The sequence below is a fragment of the Pseudoalteromonas sp. SR41-7 genome (genome assembly GCF_014163935.1).
In the GTDB taxonomy this organism is placed as follows: domain Bacteria; phylum Pseudomonadota; class Gammaproteobacteria; order Enterobacterales; family Alteromonadaceae; genus Pseudoalteromonas; species Pseudoalteromonas distincta.
Window position 1 is genome coordinate 316,296 of sequence record NZ_JACJEF010000001.1, and the last position, 19,885, is coordinate 336,180.

16 protein-coding genes are annotated in these 19,885 nt (G+C 39.5%); 6 read left to right on the forward strand and 10 right to left on the reverse strand.

Features of this window, described 5'->3' with window-relative positions:
- Positions 1 to 10: 10 nt before the first annotated feature.
- Positions 11 to 850, reverse strand: a complete 840-nt coding sequence (locus H5092_RS01435; protein WP_002961652.1) for an HDOD domain-containing protein — start codon at positions 848 to 850, stop codon at positions 11 to 13.
- A 296-nt stretch (positions 851 to 1,146) separates the two neighbouring features.
- Between H5092_RS01435 and H5092_RS01440 the strand changes: the two genes are divergently transcribed.
- Positions 1,147 to 2,847: a dipeptidyl-peptidase 3 family protein gene (locus H5092_RS01440; RefSeq protein WP_182711485.1), complete on the forward strand. Its 1,701-nt coding sequence runs from the start codon at positions 1,147 to 1,149 to the stop codon at positions 2,845 to 2,847.
- A gap of 35 nt (positions 2,848 to 2,882) precedes the next feature.
- On the opposite strand, the gene H5092_RS01445 is transcribed toward H5092_RS01440, so the two are convergent.
- The gene (locus H5092_RS01445) at positions 2,883 to 3,287 is read right to left on the reverse strand and encodes an HIT domain-containing protein (protein WP_024597591.1); all 405 of its coding nucleotides are present in this window, start codon (positions 3,285 to 3,287) and stop codon (positions 2,883 to 2,885) included.
- Positions 3,288 to 3,398: 111 nt separating this feature from the next.
- On the opposite strand from H5092_RS01445, the gene H5092_RS01450 reads away from it, so the two are divergent.
- Both H5092_RS01450 and H5092_RS01455 read left to right on the forward strand, forming a co-directional pair.
- Positions 3,399 to 5,624 (forward strand): S9 family peptidase, encoded by a 2,226-nt coding sequence (locus H5092_RS01450; protein WP_182732763.1) that lies wholly within the window; start codon positions 3,399 to 3,401, stop codon positions 5,622 to 5,624.
- A gap of 142 nt (positions 5,625 to 5,766) precedes the next feature.
- Positions 5,767 to 7,404, forward strand: coding sequence for a methyl-accepting chemotaxis protein (locus H5092_RS01455; protein WP_182695734.1), 1,638 nt, complete (start codon positions 5,767 to 5,769; stop codon positions 7,402 to 7,404).
- A gap of 71 nt (positions 7,405 to 7,475) precedes the next feature.
- Here H5092_RS01455 and H5092_RS01460 read toward each other — a convergent pair whose 3' ends face one another.
- Both H5092_RS01460 and dinB read right to left on the reverse strand, forming a co-directional pair.
- The gene (locus tag H5092_RS01460) at positions 7,476 to 8,996 is read right to left on the reverse strand and encodes a leucyl aminopeptidase family protein (RefSeq protein WP_182732764.1); all 1,521 of its coding nucleotides are present in this window, start codon (positions 8,994 to 8,996) and stop codon (positions 7,476 to 7,478) included.
- Positions 8,997 to 9,125: 129 nt separating this feature from the next.
- Positions 9,126 to 10,178 carry a DNA polymerase IV gene (dinB, locus tag H5092_RS01465; RefSeq protein ID WP_182732765.1) on the reverse strand — a complete coding sequence of 351 codons (1,053 nt, stop codon included), beginning with the start codon at positions 10,176 to 10,178 and terminating at the stop codon, positions 9,126 to 9,128.
- A 725-nt stretch (positions 10,179 to 10,903) separates the two neighbouring features.
- On the opposite strand from dinB, the gene H5092_RS01470 reads away from it, so the two are divergent.
- From H5092_RS01470 to H5092_RS01480, 3 genes are all read left to right on the forward strand, one after another.
- Entirely contained in the window at positions 10,904 to 11,332 is a 429-nt protein-coding gene (locus H5092_RS01470) for a thioesterase family protein (RefSeq protein ID WP_002958095.1), read from the forward strand.
- Positions 11,333 to 11,350: 18 nt separating this feature from the next.
- Complete coding sequence (locus H5092_RS01475) at positions 11,351 to 12,403, forward strand: aldo/keto reductase (RefSeq protein ID WP_182732766.1); 1,053 nt, start codon at positions 11,351 to 11,353, stop codon at positions 12,401 to 12,403.
- Between the two features lie 117 nt (positions 12,404 to 12,520).
- Positions 12,521 to 13,444, forward strand: coding sequence for an ABC transporter substrate-binding protein (locus H5092_RS01480; protein WP_182732767.1), 924 nt, complete (start codon positions 12,521 to 12,523; stop codon positions 13,442 to 13,444).
- Here the strand turns inward: H5092_RS01480 and H5092_RS01485 are convergent.
- From H5092_RS01485 to H5092_RS01510, 6 genes are all read right to left on the reverse strand, one after another.
- Complete coding sequence (locus tag H5092_RS01485) at positions 13,395 to 14,015, reverse strand: fumarylacetoacetate hydrolase family protein (protein ID WP_154903471.1); 621 nt, start codon at positions 14,013 to 14,015, stop codon at positions 13,395 to 13,397. The genes H5092_RS01480 and H5092_RS01485 overlap by 50 nt on opposite strands.
- Before the next feature lie 332 nt (positions 14,016 to 14,347).
- Positions 14,348 to 16,315: a hybrid sensor histidine kinase/response regulator gene (locus tag H5092_RS01490; RefSeq protein WP_182720829.1), complete on the reverse strand. Its 1,968-nt coding sequence runs from the start codon at positions 16,313 to 16,315 to the stop codon at positions 14,348 to 14,350.
- 10 nt (positions 16,316 to 16,325) lie between these two features.
- Entirely contained in the window at positions 16,326 to 16,787 is a 462-nt protein-coding gene (locus H5092_RS01495) for a response regulator (protein ID WP_039485075.1), read from the reverse strand.
- Entirely contained in the window at positions 16,788 to 18,272 is a 1,485-nt protein-coding gene (locus H5092_RS01500) for an ATP-binding protein (protein ID WP_182732768.1), read from the reverse strand. It abuts the gene before it with no gap.
- Between the two features lie 38 nt (positions 18,273 to 18,310).
- A complete protein-coding gene (locus H5092_RS01505; protein WP_039485081.1) occupies positions 18,311 to 18,520 on the reverse strand; it encodes a histidine kinase in 210 nt (69 codons plus the stop codon).
- Between the two features lie 14 nt (positions 18,521 to 18,534).
- Positions 18,535 to 19,875, reverse strand: coding sequence for a sigma-54 dependent transcriptional regulator (locus H5092_RS01510; protein WP_182732769.1), 1,341 nt, complete (start codon positions 19,873 to 19,875; stop codon positions 18,535 to 18,537).
- Between the last annotated feature and the right edge of the window lie 10 nt (positions 19,876 to 19,885).

Genomic DNA, 19,885 nt, shown 5'->3' on the forward strand with positions numbered 1-19,885 from the left:
GAAGGCACTTTTAGCTAAACATGTTTTTCACATCTTTTAGCATGTCGTTGTACTCATCACTTGTGAATAGCTGCATAGACGGTATAACGCCTTTGTCTATATACGTTTGCAGCGCTGCCGACTTATCAGAAACTTGTAACGTGCCCTCTAAAATAGCCCCTACTCGAATAAAATCCACGTAACTTACTTTTTCAGGTTTGTAACTTGGGTCAGCCCAGCTCTGAGCTACATCAACAAACTCTTTAGGGAATTCCCACGCTTGCATAATAGATGAGCCAATTTTTCCACTCAGCTTTTGAATTGCATGAGCCAAAAAGCTTGGATTAGCAAATACCTCTGGGTGGCGCTCAGCTTCAGTTAAAATTGGTAATACACCAATATTATAAACAAGTGCGGCGAGTGTAATAGAATCGCGGTTAAGTGACGTGTGCTTACTATTTTTTAAATAAAACTCCATAAGTGATATTGAATGGCTAGCAACGGTTAATGTTTTTTGCCATGCCTTACCCATGTAGCCTTTAATTAGCTCATTATTTGATACAAATAATTGTTCCATAGCCATAGCTGTAGCAATGTTTTTAATTTGACGTAATCCAATACGAGTCACTGCTTGTTGTAAATTAGATACTTTTACAGAACGTCCCATAATCGCACTATTAGCTACTTTTATCATACGAGCTGAAAGCGCTGGATCTTGTGAGATTACATCTGACATTTGGATTAAATTCACATCTGGGTTATCTGCAGCTTGGCGAACCTTAATCGCTACTTCAGGTAGCGTTGGTAAAACCAACGTATCGTTATTTATTCTATCGACTAGAATCGTTAATAAAGCGTTTTCTGTAGACATAAAGCTGCCATCCTTTTGTGTTCAGCCTGTAAAGTAACTGCAAACTCAGGCAGTTAATTTTCGTATTAGTAATATAATTAGTATTGTCTAACTTACCGATAAAGTTAAGAAAATTATAGAAGTTTATTTTTATTTATAATGCTTTACCGCTCATGCTTGCCTTACAACGCCAAATACTTGCTATTTACCATTTAGTTTTGCTTTAATGCACTCACAATAAGGAAGCGTTTGTACATACTTAATATTTTAACTAAAGCAGTACAAATTATTAAACTTACTTTTTAACAGGCAATATAATGATCTTAAATAAAATTAGCCAAGCAATTATGCTCTCTGGTGTTGTTTTTCTTAGCGCATGTTCTGAACAAGCGCCGTCTTCTACCGACAACACAGCCGTAGAGCTTGCTCAAAAAAGCAGTGCACAGTCAGGCCCTAAGCTTATTAATGCAGATAAACAACGTTTAGATATTTACACCGACTTTAGCTTACAAAGTGATTTATCGCACTTAAGCGATAATCAACGAGCAATGGTTGCAAAGCTTATTGACGCTTCAAAAATAATGGATGAGTTATTTTGGAAGCAAGCATTTGGTGAAAATAAAGATGCTTTTTTAGCAAAACTAAACGATGAAAAAGTACGTAAATTTGCTGATATTAACTATGGTCCATGGGATCGTTTAAATGGTGATGAAGCATTTTTATCCAGCTATAAAGAAAAACCTCTTGGCGCACAGTTTTACCCTGCTGATATAACCAAAGAAGAGTTAAACAATGCAGACGTTGAAGATAAAACAGGGCTTTATTCTGTAATTAAGCGTGATGAGCAAGGTAAGCTTTACAGCGTGCCTTATTCAAAAGAATACGCTGATGAGCTTGCAAAAGCCGCTGATATTTTACGTGAAGCAAGCAAACTTGCTGACGATAAAGAATTTGCTAACTATCTAAACTTGCGTGCTGATGCTCTACAAAAAGATGACTTCCAAGTATCTGACTTTGCTTGGATGGATATGAAAAATAACCCAGTAGATGTGGTTATTGGTCCAATTGAAACTTATGAAGATCAATTATTTGGTTACCGCGCAGCTTATGAATCTTACGTACTTATTAAAGATTTAAAATGGAGCGAACGCTTAGCTAAATTTGCAGCATTTTTACCTGAGCTTCAAAAAGGCTTACCTGTAGATGCTAAGTACAAACAAGAAGTACCAGGCTCTGACGCCGACCTAAATGCATATGATGTTGTTTACTACGCTGGGCATTCAAACGCAGGTAGTAAAACAATAGCAATTAACTTACCAAACGATGAGCAAGTACAGCTAGAAAAAGGAACTCGTCGTCTGCAACTTAAAAACGCAATGCGTGCTAAATTTGATAAAATTTTAGTGCCAATTTCAGAGCAGTTAATTGTACCAGAGCAGCGTAAACACATTACTTTTGACGCATTTTTTGCCAATACGATGTTCCATGAAGTGGCTCACGGTTTAGGTATTAAAAATACAATTACTGGTAAAGGTACTGTTCGTCAATCACTACAAGAACACGCAAGTGCCCTTGAAGAAGGTAAAGCCGATATTTTAGGTCTATACATGATTGAACAGTTACTTAAAAAAGGCGAAATTACTGAAGGCACTATTGAAGATTATTACACGACCTTCATGGCAGGTATATTCCGCTCAGTTCGTTTTGGAGCATCAAGCGCGCATGGTAAAGCAAATATGATCCGCTTTAACTTTTTTGCTCAAGAGGGTGCTTTTTCTAAAAATGAAGAAGGCTTATACCGCGTTAATATGGAAAAAATGAGCATTGCAATGGCCAAGCTTTCTCGCTTAATTTTAACTCTGCAAGGTGATGGCGATTATGAAAAAGTAGATCAACTAATTGCAACGCATGGCGACATTAAAGAAGAACTTGCTAAAGACTTAGAAAAACTAAGTAAAGCTAATATCCCTGTAGATGTAACATTTAAGCAAGGTAAGGAAATACTAGGGCTTAAATAAGTTTAGTTAGTTAAACCCTAAAAAAGCGTTGCAGCTTAAAACTGCAGCGCTTTTTTTAGCTCTGTGATTTGTAGATCTGTATAAGGCACTGCTGGGTGTTTACCCCATATTGGCGCAGGCCATGCAGCATCACTCGTAAAACGCGCAATATGATGAATATGCAATTGCGGCACCATATTACCTAAAGCCGCTATGTTTAATTTATCAGGTTTAAATACATCCATTAATAATTTACTTAGCTTGGCTGACTCTTTTAAATAAACAATTTGATCATCCTCAGATAAATCAATTATCTCTTTTAAGTTAGCCTGCCTAGGCACTAATACAAACCACGGATACAAGCTGTCGTTCAGTAAAAGCACTTTACACAATGGCCAATCGGCAAGTTCTATACAGTCACGTTTAAGTTCTGGCGCTAGTTTAAATTCAGGGTGAGTCATTGCTATGTCCTACTTTGTCTTTGATAATCGCCACTTTATAGCATTTAGTTGCAGTTGCACACGCTTGGCTTTACCATCAAAGCAATATTTATAATAAGCTAAGGCAACCTTGTGCTAAAAAAAATAAAACACCTCTCACTAGCTATACCGTTAATGGTTGGCGCTATTAGTGTTCAAGCAAAACCTTTATCGCTGGAGCGAATTTTTGACGATCCGAGCCTTTCTGGTAAATCACCTGTACAACTTAAATTTTCGCCTGACGGCAGCCGTGTAACTTACCTACAAGGCAAAAGCGATGACTACAACCGCTACGATTTATGGGAATACAATCTAAAAGATAACACCAACCGTGTGCTAGTTGATTCAGCAAAGTTATTTTCAGGCCCAGAAAACCTATCAGATGAAGAAAAAGCACGCCGCGAACGCCAACGTATTTTTGGTAAAGGCATACTTGAATACAAATGGTCTAAAGATGGCAAAGCACTTTTATTCCCACTCAATGGTGACCTTTATTATTACGATTTAGCCTCAGCTAAAAGTAAAAAACTAACCGACACTGAAGCATTTGAAACCGATGCACGCTTTTCACCTAAAGGTAACTACGTATCGTTTATTAGAGAGCAAAACCTTTATGCTTTAGAGCTTGAGTCTGGTAAAGAGATTCAGCTTAGTAAAGATGGCGGCGGCGTAATTAAAAACGGCATGGCCGAATTTGTTGCTCAAGAAGAAATGAGCCGAATGACAGGTTACTGGTGGTCAGGTGATGAAACTAAAATTGCCTATACCCGCGTTGACGAAACCCCTGTAAAAGAAGCTATCCGTAACGAAATTTACGCTGACGAAGTTAAATTATTTAACCAGCGCTACCCGTTTACAGGTACCGATAATGTTAAAATTCAACTTGGTGTGGTTAAGCTAAACGACCAAAAAGTAGATTGGATTGATTTAGGTAAAGATGAAGACATTTACATTGCACGCGCTAAATGGCTAAAAGACGGCAATACACTGTCGTACCAATGGCAAAATCGCTCGCAACATAAATTAGAACTGCGTTTTTATAACAGCGAAACTAAAGTCCAAAAAGTGGCGCTGACCGAAAATAGCGAAACGTGGATAAACCTACATTTTGATCTTGAGTTTTTAAAAGACAAAAAACACTTTGTATGGGCATCTGAGCGCGACGGTTTTAAACACTTATATCTGTATCGCACAAACGGTCAACTTGTTCGTCAAATCACCTCTGGTGATTGGGCTGTTGATAGCTTAAAAGGTATTGATGAGAAAAAAGGCATTGTTTACTTTGCCGGTCGAAAAGATACACCGCTTGAAAGCCATTTATACAGCGCGCCTTTATTTAAAAAAGGCGATTCTAAACGTATTACCGAAAAAGGTCAGTACCACAATGTTGTGCTAGCAAAGGACAATAAAACCTTTATCGATAATAGCTCTTCTGATAATAAACCAAACTCAGCAGCGCTTCGTAAAGTAAACGGCGAATTCATTACCTGGCTTGAAGAAAATAAGCTTGATAGTAAGCATCCGCTTACCCCTTATTTAAGCGACTTAACAAAACCAGAATACGGCACAATTAAAGCCGATGATGGTCAAGTTATGCATTACCGTTTATTTAAGCCTAGCACCATTGCTGATGGCAAAAAGCACCCTGTTATTGTTAACGTATACGGCGGCCCGCATGCTCAACGAGTGACGAATAGCTGGCGCAGTAAAAACTTGTACTTTCAGTACATGGCGCAACAAGGTTATGTAATTTTTCAACTGGATAACCGTGGTTCGTACAACCGTGGTAAAAAGTTTGAAGATGCTATTTATAAACATTTAGGTGTGGTTGAAGTTGCCGATCAAATTAAAGGCGTAGAGTTTTTACGTACACTTGATTACGTTGATCCACAACGCATCGGTGTTTATGGCCACAGCTACGGCGGCTACATGGCGCTTATGACTATGTTTAAAGCGGGCGATTACTTTCAAGCCGGCGTATCAGGTGCTCCAGTAACCGATTGGGCTCTATACGATACACATTACACAGAGCGTTATTTAGGTCACCCCGATACAAATGCTAAAGGCTATGAAGACAGCGCAGTATTTCCATATGCTGATGGCTTAAAAGGCCCATTAATGATTTACCATGGAATGGCTGATGACAACGTATTGTTTACGCATTCAACTAAGTTGTTTAAACAACTGCAAGATAACGAAAAGCAGTTTGAAATGATGACCTACCCAGGCTCTAAGCACAGCCTACGCGGTAAACAAGTGCAAACACACTTACATCAAACAATTACAAACTTCTTTAATCGCCATTTTGACGTTAAATAAGCAAGTAAAGTAATAACAGACTAAAGGCTGATTGATAAATCAGCCTTTTTTTTGCATTAATAGGCGTTAAGCCTAGATTAAACTCTTTTTTTAGCTACGCTTATTCTATGCGCTAAAGCGCACACTTTTTGAGGATAAATGTATGCCTAATCTACGAAGTTTTAGTATATCCCAGCGTTTTTCACTGTTAATAGCCATCGTTGTATTTGGACTAATAATACTTAGTATATCGAGCCTAACTCATCAATATAGTTCGCTAAAAGACGAGCAATACATAAAAACACAAAATGTAGTAGAAACGGCGTACAGTATAATCGAGCACTATTATGCGCTTGAACAAGATAACACTCTCACTCAACAACAAGCTCAATCACAAGCACTTAATGCAATAAAAGCACTGCGCTACGACAAAACCAATTACTTTTGGATTAACAATTACCAGCCAACAATGGTTATGCACCCTATAAAACCTGCGCTTGATGGAAAAGATTTAACTAATAACAAGGACCCTGACGGCAAAGCATTGTTTGTTGATATGGTAAATATAGTTAAACGCTCTGGCGAGGGATTTATCCCTTATAAATGGCCAAAACCAGGTAAAGATAAACCGGTTGAAAAAATCGCATTTGTTAAAGGTTTTAATCAATGGCAGTGGATTATTGGCTCGGGTGTTTACCTTGATTCAATTGAAGAAGCATTTAGCGAGCAACGTAACCTTATAGTCATCAGTGCAATAATTATGATTATTGCTGTTATTTTACTTAGTTACTTTATAGGTAAGAGTATTTTAATACCGACTCGCTTAGCAGCCGATATGATGAAAGACATTTCTCAAGGCGAAGGCGATTTAACCCGTAAATTAAATGAATCCGGTAATGATGAAATATCTGAACTATCACGTTCATTTAATTTATTTGCTCTAAAAATGCGAGAGTCACTTGTTCATGTAGCACAAAGTGCAAACGATGTAAGCGAACATGCGCATACAGTTGACGACTCAAGTAGAACAAGCCACTCATTTATTGAGCTTCAAAACGATAGTTCAACCCAAGTTGCAGCTGCCATGGAGCAAATGACTCACCAAATACACGATGTGAGCCGTAACGCTGAAGCCGCAGAGCAAGCAGCTAAGGATGCAGCACAAAACGCATCAACGGGTAAAAATGTGGTTGCGCAAACAATTACAGCAATAGAAACACTCTCAAGCAACATTGAAACAGTCAGCCGTGTAACAGAAGATTTAGCCAACGAGAGCCATAATATAGGCTCTGTGCTTGATGTAATAAGAAGCATATCGGAGCAGACAAACTTACTGGCATTAAACGCTGCCATTGAAGCAGCTCGCGCAGGAGAGCATGGTCGAGGATTTGCTGTTGTTGCAGATGAAGTAAGAACATTGGCCAGTCGTACAGGGCAAAGTACTGACGAAATTCAAACCATGATCACTAAACTACAAGAAGGTGCAAAAGCAGCAGTAGAAGCAGTTAAATCAAGCCAAGCACTTTCAGTTTCTACCGTAGAGCAGGCGTCATCAGCCAATACTTCACTTAATGAAATAGAACGACTTGTTTCAATTATTACCGAAATGAACAGCCAAATAGCACGTGCCACAGAGCAACAAACGCAAGCTGCCGACGAGGTTAATTTGCGTATTAATGAGCTATCTCAATCAACTGAGCAATCATTAAATAATACTAAGCAGCTTACCGATGCCAGTGATAACCTCAAACAAAGTAGCGAAGGTCTTTCGAGCGTAGTTAATCGTTTTAAATTAGATTAATCGATAGCGTTCTCATAAAATGCAAAAGCCCTGAATTAACAGGGCTTTTTTATTACATGTAAGTTTTTAGCTTACAAACAATAACGTGCAAACAAGCTCGTTACTGATGCAGCTGTTGGCTTACCATGCTGCCAATCACCGCCTTCAACACCGCTACCTGCTATATCCATATGAACATAAGGTAGAGGCTGTGCAGAGTCGTTACCGTGCTTATCAAGCCCACCAACAATAGCCATAAACGCCATAGGGAACTGATGTCCACGAGCAGTAACGGCAGATGCTGCGTTATTGCTAGATAAAACATCGTCAGCTAGCGTACGTGGTTTAATAAAGTCGTAGTCTTCACGGCGTGAACGCGATACTTCAGCGCCATCGGCCCACAAATCTCCAAGGTCAGCTATTTGACGTGAAACACCAGCACTACGAGCTGGACCATTTTCAACATACGCACCGTAAGGACCCATTGCGCGAGCTGCATGACCCGTTAATGTAGCAACAGTAAATAACGTTGGGTTAATCTCACCTTTAGCTAAATCTTTCATTTCGCTAAGCAGGTCGCCCATTGCTAAACGCCCTTCTGCATCGGTATTACCAATACGTACACGAACACCTTCACGGCTAGTAATAATTTCATCTGGCACAAAACAATCTGAGCCAATAGAGTTACGAACAACAGCTAAGTACGAGACCACTTTAACGCCTTTAGGCTGATAATCAGCAACGGCTTTCATAAAGCCCGCAACAGAAGCTGCGCCGCCTTTATCACGGCTCATGCCTGCCATATGGCCGCCTACTTTTAAATCTGCACCGCCTGTATCGTATACAAGGCCCTTACCTACAAACATAAGTGTGCGAGTAATTTCGCCCTCTGGTACATATTCAAGCTTAACAACACGTGGGTGATGGCGCTCAACTGCATACGATGCGCGAGCAACTGTACTTAGCATTGGGTAGTGTTTATCAATAGCTGCAATATCATCAATTACGTCAACTGCAATGTTTGAGCCTTTAAACAATTCAACGCAGTAATCAGCAAAACGTGGGGGAGCCATACGCTCAGGTTCAGTGCCACACAGGTCACGCGCTGCATATTGGCCTGCTGCAATTGCATTAACAGCTTTAATAGTTTGCTCGCTTGCGCCAACTAAACCAATCTGTGTAATAGGTTCAATGCTTTCACCGTGATATTCACGCGCTTCTAATGGCTGCCATAAGGCTTGGCAAGCGCCTAAATAAGCAACTTCTAAAGCATGCTGATAACGGCTATCGCCATTTAAATTTGTTAAAAATAATGCAGGGTTAACACTGCCCGACGCTTTTGCTTCGTTAATTGCTAATTTAGCAGCATCAAAATAACGACGCACGTCGTCGTAATCTCTATTTAACGGACCGGTTGGCGCAAGTACAACGCGCTTGTTTTCAATTACTAATAAAGTAACTTGCTTACCGATGCGAGAATCTACGTTTGCTTGAGCTAAAATAGCATCACGTAATGAGTTATTTGGTAACTGAGAAAAGTCATTACTAATAATAATAAGCGCATCATGAGATGTGCATTCAAGGCTTGCACTAACCGCTTGAGGGTATGCCATAAATAAGGTCCTGTTAGAAAACATAAGCCCCTATTATCGTCGATTTAAATATTGAAGACCAGTAAGGAGCGATGAGCTAATCACATAACCTATCAATAAATGGCAACTTGGAGTTACAGGCTTTACAGCTTAATCGAGAATACTAAGTTGGAAGTTTTGCTCTGGCTCGTTTTTAATGCCAACGCCTATGCCAAGTAATCTTACAGGCTGTTGTAGCCCACGCTGGTAGGCCTTAGTAAGTAGTTGAACAAATATTTCTGTATTTAGCTCGTGGTATACCTGATCGGCAGAGGTCACTACAAAATTTGCAAACTTCACCTTAACACTCAATTTATTAATACGGTTTCGTAACTGCTGTTTATTAAGCCTTAAAACTAATTCGTCTAACAATCTTGGCAGCTCATCTAAGCACTCTTGCAAACTTGTTTTGTTGTACTCGTAGGTATGTTCAACACTCAGCGATTTTCTTATACGATCTGTGGATACTTTACCAACATACTCACCTGCACATTTTTGATAAAGCGACACACCAAAATTACCCACATGTTGCTGCATCCAGTTAACGCCTTTTTCACGTACATCCATGCCGGTATATAAGCCTTTTAAATTTAGCTTTTCGAGCGTTACTTTGCCCACTCCTGGAATTTTCCCAAGCGGTAATTGCGCTAAAAAGTCATCAACCTCATCAGGCAAAACGACAAATTGACCATTCGGTTTGTTTTCGTCACTGGCTATTTTGGCAATAAATTTAATCGGTGCAATACCTGCTGATGCAGTGAGCCCTGTAGCATTGTAAATATCGGCTCTTATTTGCTGTGCAATAAGTGTGGCACTGCCTTTACAAGCGGTGCTGTCTGTTACATCTAGATAGGCTTCGTCTAAAGAAAGGGGTTCAATTAAGTCTGTATAGCGGCTAAATACTTCACGTATTTGGTTTGAAGCTTCTTTGTATACAGCCATGCGCCCTGGGACAATAACTAAATCGGGGCATAATTGTTTAGCATGATAGTTCGACATAGCCGATCGTACGCCATACTCTCTAGCTATATAGTTAGCGGTTGAGAGCACGCCTCGTCGGCTATTGCCTCCAATAGCAAGCGGTACACATGCAAGTTTTGGATTATCTCGCATCTCTACTGCTGCATAAAAGCAATCCATGTCTATGTGAATAAACTTCTTCATCACCACAATAATAACTGGTTATTTATACAGTCATTATTATAGAATAAAATGTGATATGCAAGCCTAGGGCCTGTTTATCTTTCGAGGTTAAATTTGCAGCAGTATGTTTGGTATTTAGGCAAGGCAGAGCCTATGTAGTGTGGTTATTCCCCATAAATAGGCGATAACGTAGCACAAATGCCAAACATATGCTGCCCGAAGGGTTCTGCCTAGGGGCAATTTACTCTTTGTTGCCTACATGGATGTAGGTAAGGGGCGTGAGCAGGACGCGGAAGCTTTGCTCGGTTTTTACTTAGCCCACTAGGTCACAAACCTCGCGCCGCGATTAAATAGCCCCTAGATTGAACAAATTTTAATCCTGAAAGGTCAACAGGCCCTAGTTAACGATTAAAAAAAGTGTTTATTGTCCTCCGATCTCTTATAACCTCGTAGCCAATACATAACCTCAAATAAAAATCCTGCCAACATTAAAATGATAGCGCCAGATTCATTCCCCATCGCGTAACAGGTAAAAGAGGCTATAAAAACCAAACAAGCTAAGGACCAATTAATTATATTCTGCATATTATTACCTTTGTGTGTTTTTGTGTGTCTGTGTAATTTAACTGTAGACCTAAAATTAAACAGGTACAATCATCTTATAAAAAAAACATGCCATTAATTACCTTGAGCTCGTAACACCATGTTGATAATCTAAGTACTTTAAAATCAAGGGCCAATAAATAATGCAAACGTTTAAAGATCAGCACCCTATTCATACCGATATCACCGTAGCATGGGCTGATATGGATGCGCTACAACACGTAAATAATGTAGTGTATTTACGTTACTTTGAAATAGCCCGAATCGACTTTTTAAATAAAATAAATCTGTTCGACACAATAAGCCCAAACGGTGTGGGCCCAGTAATAAGCGAAAATAACGTTCGCTATAAACGCCCAGTAACTTTTCCCGACACACTCACTGTAGGCGTTACAATTACAGATCTTAAAACAGATCGCTTTACCATGAACTACACAGTTTACAGCCATGCACAAAAAGCAATAACGACTACGGGTGCATCTAAAGTTGTAATGTTTGATTTTACTACAGGGCAAAAAGCCCCAATCTCCGAGCCTCTTTTATCGGCTTTAATCAGCCATGCTCAAAACTAATTTAGTTAAGGAATTTTTATGCAATACAACCCACTAGGTAGCAGTGGCGTAAACGTATCTCGAGTGTGCCTAGGGAGTATGACTTGGGGTAAACAAAATACTCAAAGCGACGCTGATGAACAAATAGCCTACGCGCTAGAGCAAGGCGTAAACTTTATTGATACAGCCGAAATGTATGCTGTACCTCCTTCGCCAGAGACCTATGGTAAAACCGAGGAAATTATTGGCAATTGGCTATCGCGTAATCAGCAAAAGCGCAGCGATGTGGTACTAGCTACAAAAATTGCAGGCAATGGATTATCGTGGGTACGTGATGGCGGCAATATTACTCGCCAAACAGTAATAGAAGCCGTGGATGATTCACTTAAGCGACTTCAAACAGACTACATTGATTTATATCAACTACATTGGCCAAACCGCTCTACCCCTCACTTTGGCAGACAATGGCCCGGCACTCTTAAATTTACCGACGTAAATACACAAGAGCAGCAAGCTAGTATGCTTGATATTCTAGAAGGCCTTAATGAATGTGTTAAAGCAGGTAAAATTAAGCACTGCGGTTTATCTGACGATACGCCATGGGGTATAAGCCAGTTTTTAAGTTTGGCCAAAGAGCATAACTTACCGCGTATGGTATCTATTCAAAATGAGTTTAGCTTAGCGCACGCTAAAGACTGGCCGTATTTAATAGAACAATGTGTACACGAAGATATTGCCTACTTACCGTGGTCGCCTTTAGCAGCCGGTTTATTAACGGGTAAATACCTAAACGGTGCTCGTCCAGAAGGTTCTCGTTGGAGCTTCATGCAGCGTAACGGTATTTTTAGAGATACACCCAATGCAGATCAAGCCACTAAGCAGTATGTTGAGCTCGCTCATGCAAACAATATTACTCCAGCACAACTAGCCTTAGCATGGTGTAACCAAGTAGATGGCGTAACTTCTTCAATTATTGGGGCAACATCTATAGCTCAACTAAAGGAAGATATAGACGCATTTAGCATAACGCTAAACGACGAAATTCTTAGTGAGATTAACACCATATTTAGAAACCATCCGATGCCTTATTAAGCATGTATGAGTTAAAAGCAGCCTTGAATGAGGTTGCTTTTAAACTAAAATATTTGACCCTACTACAACCAACACTATACTTTAATTAAGTTTTCTTAATTCAACGAACACTTATCAATGCTGAAAAACGGATACTATGCATTTTGCTTATTAATTGTATTCAACGCGCACGCCGTTGAGCAAAAAGTACAACCTCTAGATGAGATTATTTGGCTGCAAAGTTACACGCCCCCTTTTCATATAGCTAAAAGTGAAAGCGCACCACAAGGCGGTATTTGCGACAACCTAACCGAGCAACTCATTAGAACCATAACTGATGTAAAACATACTCGCTTAATTGTTCCTCAGCAGCGTATAAATAAATATTTAAATGAAGGGAAAAATGTATGTTTTCCATGTGTTATTTATAAAAAAAATAATAACCAACAACTTAACTACTCAAATCCAACAACGGTATATCCCCCATTTTCAATTATCACGACTAAAGATCTAAAGCCGCAATTAGAAGAAAAGCACGGCTCGCCTATTCACCTTATTAATTTATTAACCGACCCGCAATATGTATACGGGCAAGCGGCTGCACGTAAATTTACAACTAAAATTAATACAATTATTGAAAATACAAAACGAGATAAAGAGTCTTCGTTAAGTTGGAGTAGCGAAAATGAAAGTCAGGCTGTTATAGCACGCTTGAGTCACGGCTTTTTAGACTACTCAATTGATTACCCGTTTATGGCTGATTACTTTAATAAACAAGGGGAGTATACGAATATAGAAAGTGTGCCAATTGCAGAAAATGACATTCAATTTATAAGAGGAGCAATAGGCTGTGCGGCTAAAGCACCTAATAATTTTGCAGAGCAAGCCCTTAAAAAAATTAACCGCGCATTAAAAAATAATGTACTTCAATCGCCTGAGTATCAACAAAGTCAGCATAATTGGCTTAAAACCACCTTTACTGACTTTGATAAACACTACCAACAGCAAGTCATTAATTTTTACTTACTTGCCACTGATGCTCAAGCAAACACTGATCATTAGCATAAAGCGCCACTGCAAAAATACTTTTAGCTGTTACCTCACCTACGCCCGACGGTGTACCTGTCATTATTACATCACCGTCTTCTAAGCTCATAAATTCACTAATTTCTTGTAAAATTGAGTCAGGGTTGTGCAGCATAAAATGAGTATCACCTCGCTGAATCACTTCATTATTAATTTTAAGTTCAAAGGTAAAGTGCTTCATTGCATCAGTTAGCGCTACAAAATCAGTTAAAATTACAGAGCCGTCGAACGCTTTAGCGCGCTCCCATGGAAGCCCTTTATTTTTTAATTTACTTTGCGCAGTACGCTTAGTTAAATCAAGGCCGAGTCCAACACCTACAAATTTTTTATCTTTAACTACAAAACATAGCTCGGTTTCATAATGCAGCGTATCGCCGTTGTGAGCTGCAAATAACGTATTAGTAATTGCGCTATTTGGCTTATTAAATAAAACCATTTGATCTGGCGTTTCGTTATTTAGCTCTGCAATGTGTGCGGTATAATTACGACCAACACACACTACTTTTGATGGTGTTAATTCTTCAGATACTAACTTTATTGAATGCATATAAATAATGTCTCAGTTATTGGACCTGTTGACCTTTCAGGATTAAAATTTGTTCAATCTAGGGGCTATTTAATCGCGGCGCGAGATTTGTAACCTAGTGGGCTCGATAACTGCTCCTGCGTTATTCTACTGACTTACATCCCTGTAAGAATAAGTAAAAACCGAGCAACAAAAAGTAAATAGCCCCTGGACAGAACCCTTCGGGCAGCGCATATTTGGCATTTGTGCTACGTTATCGCCTATTTATGGGGAATAACCACACTACATAGACTCAGCCTTGCCTAAATACCAAATAAACTGCTGCAAATTTAACCTCGAAAGATAAACAGGCCCTAGCTAATAAGCGTTTCAAGTAAGCTCAAATTAATAGGTTTAAGTAAAACTCGGTCAATATTTAAATCTTTTATTTCTCTTGGATCTGGCTCTGCGCCACTTACAATCACTAAACGTAATTCAGGGTATCGTTCATTAATTTGCTGGCCTAAGTCAACGCCACGACCATCAGGTAAATGCATATCTAACAATACCTTATTAAATTGCTGGTCGTGATTAAGTATTTGCAAACATTGTGCGCAGCTAGACGCAATGACGGTTTCAACGCCTAAACTTTCTAAAAGTAGTTGCGTAATTTGCGCTGCATCATGATCGTCTTCCACAAGTAAAAAGCGCTGCTTTTTCTCGGTTAAGCCATTACTACAATTTATATCTTTAGCTTGCGGTGCATGCTCTGGCGCTACCAAGTAATCTTGCAAACATTGATATAAAGCCGCGCTATCAACAGGCTTTGGTATTACATCGTTAAAACCAAGTGCAGCAAGCTCCTCATGTATGCCTTTCATAGTAGCTGCAGTGAGCGCAATTATTGGGCCTTTGTAGCCCATTTTTCTAAGCTCTATGGTAGCTTCCTTGCCGCCCATTACAGGCATATGAATATCAATAAAAATAATATCGTAAGGCGCTTTATACGCATCTGCTATGCGTACTTTTTCAAGTGCTTGCTGGCCATGTTCGGCATAATCTACGCGCGCACCACAGGTACTGATCATATGACCAACTAGCATGCGTAAATCACGTAAATCATCAACCACTAATACTCGCCCATGCACTTTGCATGGAGCCGATTTACTTTGTAATTGTGGGGCACTACTAAAATTAAGTACTTGTCGTTCTACTTCGCTAATATCACCTGGATATACCGAAATCGTAAATGTAGAACCTTTGCCTATTTCAGAGTGCAAACTAATATCACCGTGCATACGCGCTAACAATTCAGCACATATTGCCAAACCTAAGCCTGCGCCACCTACAGAGCGTGATTCTACATCTGCTATTTGTTCAAATGGCTTAAATATAAGTTCTTGTTTTTCAGGGGCAATGCCCATACCTGAATCTTTAATGCTAAAAAATAGCATTTCGCGATCATCAACCCATTGCATCCACGCATTAACAACAATTTCGCCTTTATCGGTAAATTTAACCGCATTGTTTATTAAATTTATTAAAATTTGACGAACTCTTGTTGCATCCAGTCGTGCAACCAAAGGTAATGGCTGATGTGATTCAAAGCGCAGCGTAAGGCCCTTATCAAGCACCGATACGCGCATTAGCGTGTAAACATCGGCAAGCATGCTATCAAGGTTAACTTCGCTTAGGGTCAGCTCCAGTTTATCGGCTGCTATTTTAGATAAGTCGAGCACGTCGTTTAACAAGCTCAATAAGTGTTTACCGTTTCGATAAATAACACCCAATTCATTTTCAGCTTGCTGACTAAAATCGCTCTGCATTAACAGTTCGGTGTAGCCTAAAATAGACGATAGAGGAGTACGTAACTCATGGCTCAAATGAGCTAAAAATCGATCTTTTGAACGGTTTTCGGCTTCAGCTTTTAAGCGCTCTACTCTCTCGCCTTCAACATCTTTACGTGCCAAAGCATAACGAATAGCTCGCGCAAAGCGGCTCGAACTCATTTCTGTTTTAATTAAGTAATCTACTGCACCGGCATCAAGCGCCGCCGAGTCTAACTCGTCGTTTGACTGCCCGGTAAGCATAATAATGGGACCGCTAAAGCCATTGGCAATTGCTTCTTTTAATACATCTAAACCATTCGATGCACCCAAGCGGTAATCAAGCAGGCAAATGTCGTGCTCATTTTTACTAAGCGTTGCAATTGCCTGCTCTGGAGAGCTTATCCATTGAATGTTAAACGTGTGTGAATCCAATTGGTCCAGATAGTCGCAGGTGAGTATGTAATCATCTTCATCGTCTTCTACAAGCAGCAACTGAGTCACTTTATCTAACATACAATCTCCATTAATCGTTAAATGTTGTCGGTAGCTCTACAAATTCTACCCAGTATTTTCCTAGCGTTTTCATCAAATCAACCAAACCATCAAACGTTACTGGTTTTGTAATGTAAGATGCAGCACCTAAGTTATACCCTTTAACCATGTCTTCTTCTTGTTTAGACGTAGTTAATATAACAACCGGAATTCCCTTTAAGTTAGGGTTTCCTTTTATAGCTTCAAGCGCTTCACGGCCATCCATTCTAGGCATATTTAAATCAAGTAATATAAGTCCAGGACGCGGCGAAACTGCTTTGTCTTCAAACTTACCTTTACGCTCTAAATACTCAAGCAACTCAACGCCATCTTCAACAAAATGAAGCTCGTTAAGGACACGACTTTCAGCAAGGGCATCTTGTGTTAACAAACGATCATCTTCATCGTCGTCTGCCATTAAAATAGTAATCGGTTTTACTTTTGAATAGGGCATTTAAGCCTCTCCTTGCAATGTGAAAAGCTCAGCTTCCACAGGTAGTTTTATAATAAAGGTTGCACCTTCACCGTCTTTACTTTGGGCTGTAATTGTTCCGCCGTGGCGCTCCACAATACGCCTACATACAGAAAGGCCAATACCCGTGCCTTTATATTGTGAGCGTCCATGCAAGCGCTGAAACGGTACAAATATTTTATCGGCATATTCTTGTGAAAAACCAATACCGTTATCTTCTATGGTAATAACTTGAAAACTTAAATGAGTATTATGATCAGAGCTGAAAATATCTTCATCTTGATAACTGATTTTTATGTGTGGGTTTACGTCGGGACGCCTAAATTTAACCGCGTTCGACAACAAGTTTAAAAACAGCTGCTGCATTTGGCTTTTATCGGCCTGAATAACTGGTAAATCATCTACATCAATTTGTGCTTCAGACTCTTTTATCGCAATCTCTAAATCACTTAATATATCAGCTACAACTTCATTTAAATTCGTGTCATCAAAATCTTTACCACGCGTTGTAATTCGCGAAAACTCTAATAAGTCGTTAATCAAGTTAGACATACGCTGCGCTGCATTTTTCATGCGCCCAATGTAATCCATCCCCTTTTCACCCAATTCATCTTTAAACATGGTTTCAAGACGGTCGCTAAAGGCTTGGATTTTTCTAAGAGGTTCTTGTAAATCATGGCTTGCTACAAAAGCAAACTCTTCAAGCTCTCGGTTACTACGGCTCAATTCATCTGAATATAATGTTAGCTCTTGTGTCCGCTCAGAAACCTTCATTGCTAATGTTTCGTTTTGTTTTTCAAGCTCAAAACGATATTGTGCTGCATTTCTTAAATTAAGGCGCGTCATAATAAACATACTAACAATCAGTAACGCACTCGTTATTGCTGTTATAGCGAAAGTAATTTTAGCTTCATTTTTAATCTGTGCTAATTTAGAAAAATGGCTTACTTTAAAGAGTAATTCACGGTCTTGAATTTCATTAACATACTCTCTAATTTGCTTATAAAGCTTTCTTCCTTTATGCGTATTTAATACATACAACGCACGTCTTTCTTTGTCATCTAGCGCAAGGTTTACAGTTTGTTTTAATTCTTTAATTTTACTATCTACAAGAACTAACAACTGGGCTATACGCTCAGCTTGACCGTCAATCTCAGAGTGAAGCGACTTGACATGATCTGTTTGCGCTTCAATTTGGCCTACAGCATCGTAGTACGGCGTTAAATAGTCAGTCTCTTCTGTCAATAAATAACCACGCTGCCCAGACTCAGCCTGCACTATGGATAGATGCAGCTTCTCAATTGCAGTGGTTAGCATGCTAGTGTTGTCTAAACTTTTTTGGGTTTGTGTTAAGCCTTGAATCGTATTCAATGCTAAAAATGCGTTGCCCACAATAATACCTAGCACAACCACCATAAATGTTGCCCAAGTGATATTCGCTTTACCTTGCTGTTTTTTCTTGCTCATTTAGCTTCCCGAATTAAAGTTTATACAACACTTAATATTTATTGAGAGTCTGATATTTTTTGCAAACTTTCGCTGCACTGTTGGCAATTATTAATAATTTTATCAAGTGCATCTAACGCTTTTTCTTTTGGCATATCGTTTTCAAGTACCAATTTAATCAGCTCAGCATTCATCGAAATACGATTTAGCGGCCCTCTTGCATCGTGTACTAATTTATTGAGTTGCTCTGTTTGGTTATCGGATGTCATGCCCTTCCTCAAATCTATTTATATTCGCCAATACCGCCATATGCATTAAGGCGGTTATAAAGTGTTTTAGTACTAATACCAAGCATTTGTGCAGCAAGCGTTTTATTACCTTGCACCTTATCAAGCGTTGCATGAATAAGTTCTTTTTCAACTTCTTCAATTGTTTGCCCTGCTGATACAGGCTTTTCGGCAGCTTGATTATTAACGCGCGAAAAGGGTGACTCTAAGTTATCAGGTAAAATAATGTCGCTGGTTTGGGGGTCGCTCATAATAAATGCACGGTGTATAGCATGGCGGAGCTCTCGCACATTACCCGGCCATTCATAGCTTTGCAGCTCTTTGAGCTGTGCGGCAGTCCAACTAAAGGCAGTGCCGTTTTCGTCATTAAGTTGATCTAAAAAGGCTTTCGCTAATAAAGGTACATCTTCTTTTCTATCGCGAAGTGGCGGTATATCAATAGGAAAAACAGCCAACCTAAAGTAAATATCTTCACGAATAACATTATTTTGTGCCAAATCGGTAAGCGAGCGGTTAGTAGCTGAAATAACACGGCAATTGGTTGGTATTTCTCTGTTACCACCTACGCGTGTTACCTTTTTAGTTTCAAGCACTCGCAGTAAATTTGGCTGCATATCAATTGGCATTTCAGTTACTTCGTCTAAAAACAAAGTACCGTTATTTGATTGCTCAAATACACCTTCTTTACGTGCAATTGCGCCTGTAAATGCGCCTTTTTCGTGGCCAAATAACTCACTACCAATTAACTCTTTTGAAAGTGCGCCACAGTTGCTAGCAACTAATGGCCCTTCGCACTGGCTTGCGTTATGAATAGCTTGAGCCACTACTTCTTTACCTGCACCACTTTCACCCATAAGCATCACGTTAGCATTTGTTTTAGCTACACGTTCAATCATGTTGTAAAGCTTTTGCATTGGCTCAGATTCACCAATTAAACCGCCAAAGTGGCGTAGAATACCGCTCGACTTTGCTTTTTTAACTGCTTTTTTAGGGCCATTTAAAACGAGTTCTAAATCTTCACGTTGTAAAGGTTTTAATAAATGCCCTACATTTGGCTCACACATATCAGCTAAAATACCTTTAACTGAAGGATGGCCCGAAATAAGTGTAATTTTTGGAGATTGCCCAATCGTTTTTAAGTGATCAAGTAAGTGCAAACCGCTACCATCAGGCAGCATAAAATCAAGCAGCACATGATCAAAGGCATTATTTTCAAACCATTGATGTGCTTCTTTTAAACTGGTAGCTGTGCTTATATTGTGGCCGAGGAATTCGACTATGTGGCATACAACGTCACTAAACTCGACGTCATCGTCTACTAAAAGTATGTCTAACATGATAAATCCC

Coding starts and splice junctions, on each gene's coding strand:
- H5092_RS01435 (WP_002961652.1), bottom strand. CDS start 850: ATGTCTACAGAAAACGCTTTATTAACGATTCTAGTCGATAGAATAAAT.
- H5092_RS01440 (WP_182711485.1), top strand. CDS start 1,147: ATGATCTTAAATAAAATTAGCCAAGCAATTATGCTCTCTGGTGTTGTT.
- H5092_RS01445 (WP_024597591.1), bottom strand. CDS start 3,287: ATGACTCACCCTGAATTTAAACTAGCGCCAGAACTTAAACGTGACTGT.
- H5092_RS01455 (WP_182695734.1), top strand. CDS start 5,767: ATGCCTAATCTACGAAGTTTTAGTATATCCCAGCGTTTTTCACTGTTA.
- H5092_RS01460 (WP_182732764.1), bottom strand. CDS start 8,996: ATGGCATACCCTCAAGCGGTTAGTGCAAGCCTTGAATGCACATCTCAT.
- dinB (WP_182732765.1), bottom strand. CDS start 10,178: ATGAAGAAGTTTATTCACATAGACATGGATTGCTTTTATGCAGCAGTA.
- H5092_RS01470 (WP_002958095.1), top strand. CDS start 10,904: ATGCAAACGTTTAAAGATCAGCACCCTATTCATACCGATATCACCGTA.
- H5092_RS01475 (WP_182732766.1), top strand. CDS start 11,351: ATGCAATACAACCCACTAGGTAGCAGTGGCGTAAACGTATCTCGAGTG.
- H5092_RS01480 (WP_182732767.1), top strand. CDS start 12,521: ATGCTGAAAAACGGATACTATGCATTTTGCTTATTAATTGTATTCAAC.
- H5092_RS01485 (WP_154903471.1), bottom strand. CDS start 14,015: ATGCATTCAATAAAGTTAGTATCTGAAGAATTAACACCATCAAAAGTA.
- H5092_RS01490 (WP_182720829.1), bottom strand. CDS start 16,315: ATGTTAGATAAAGTGACTCAGTTGCTGCTTGTAGAAGACGATGAAGAT.
- H5092_RS01495 (WP_039485075.1), bottom strand. CDS start 16,787: ATGCCCTATTCAAAAGTAAAACCGATTACTATTTTAATGGCAGACGAC.
- H5092_RS01500 (WP_182732768.1), bottom strand. CDS start 18,272: ATGAGCAAGAAAAAACAGCAAGGTAAAGCGAATATCACTTGGGCAACA.
- H5092_RS01505 (WP_039485081.1), bottom strand. CDS start 18,520: ATGACATCCGATAACCAAACAGAGCAACTCAATAAATTAGTACACGAT.
- H5092_RS01510 (WP_182732769.1), bottom strand. CDS start 19,875: ATGTTAGACATACTTTTAGTAGACGATGACGTCGAGTTTAGTGACGTT.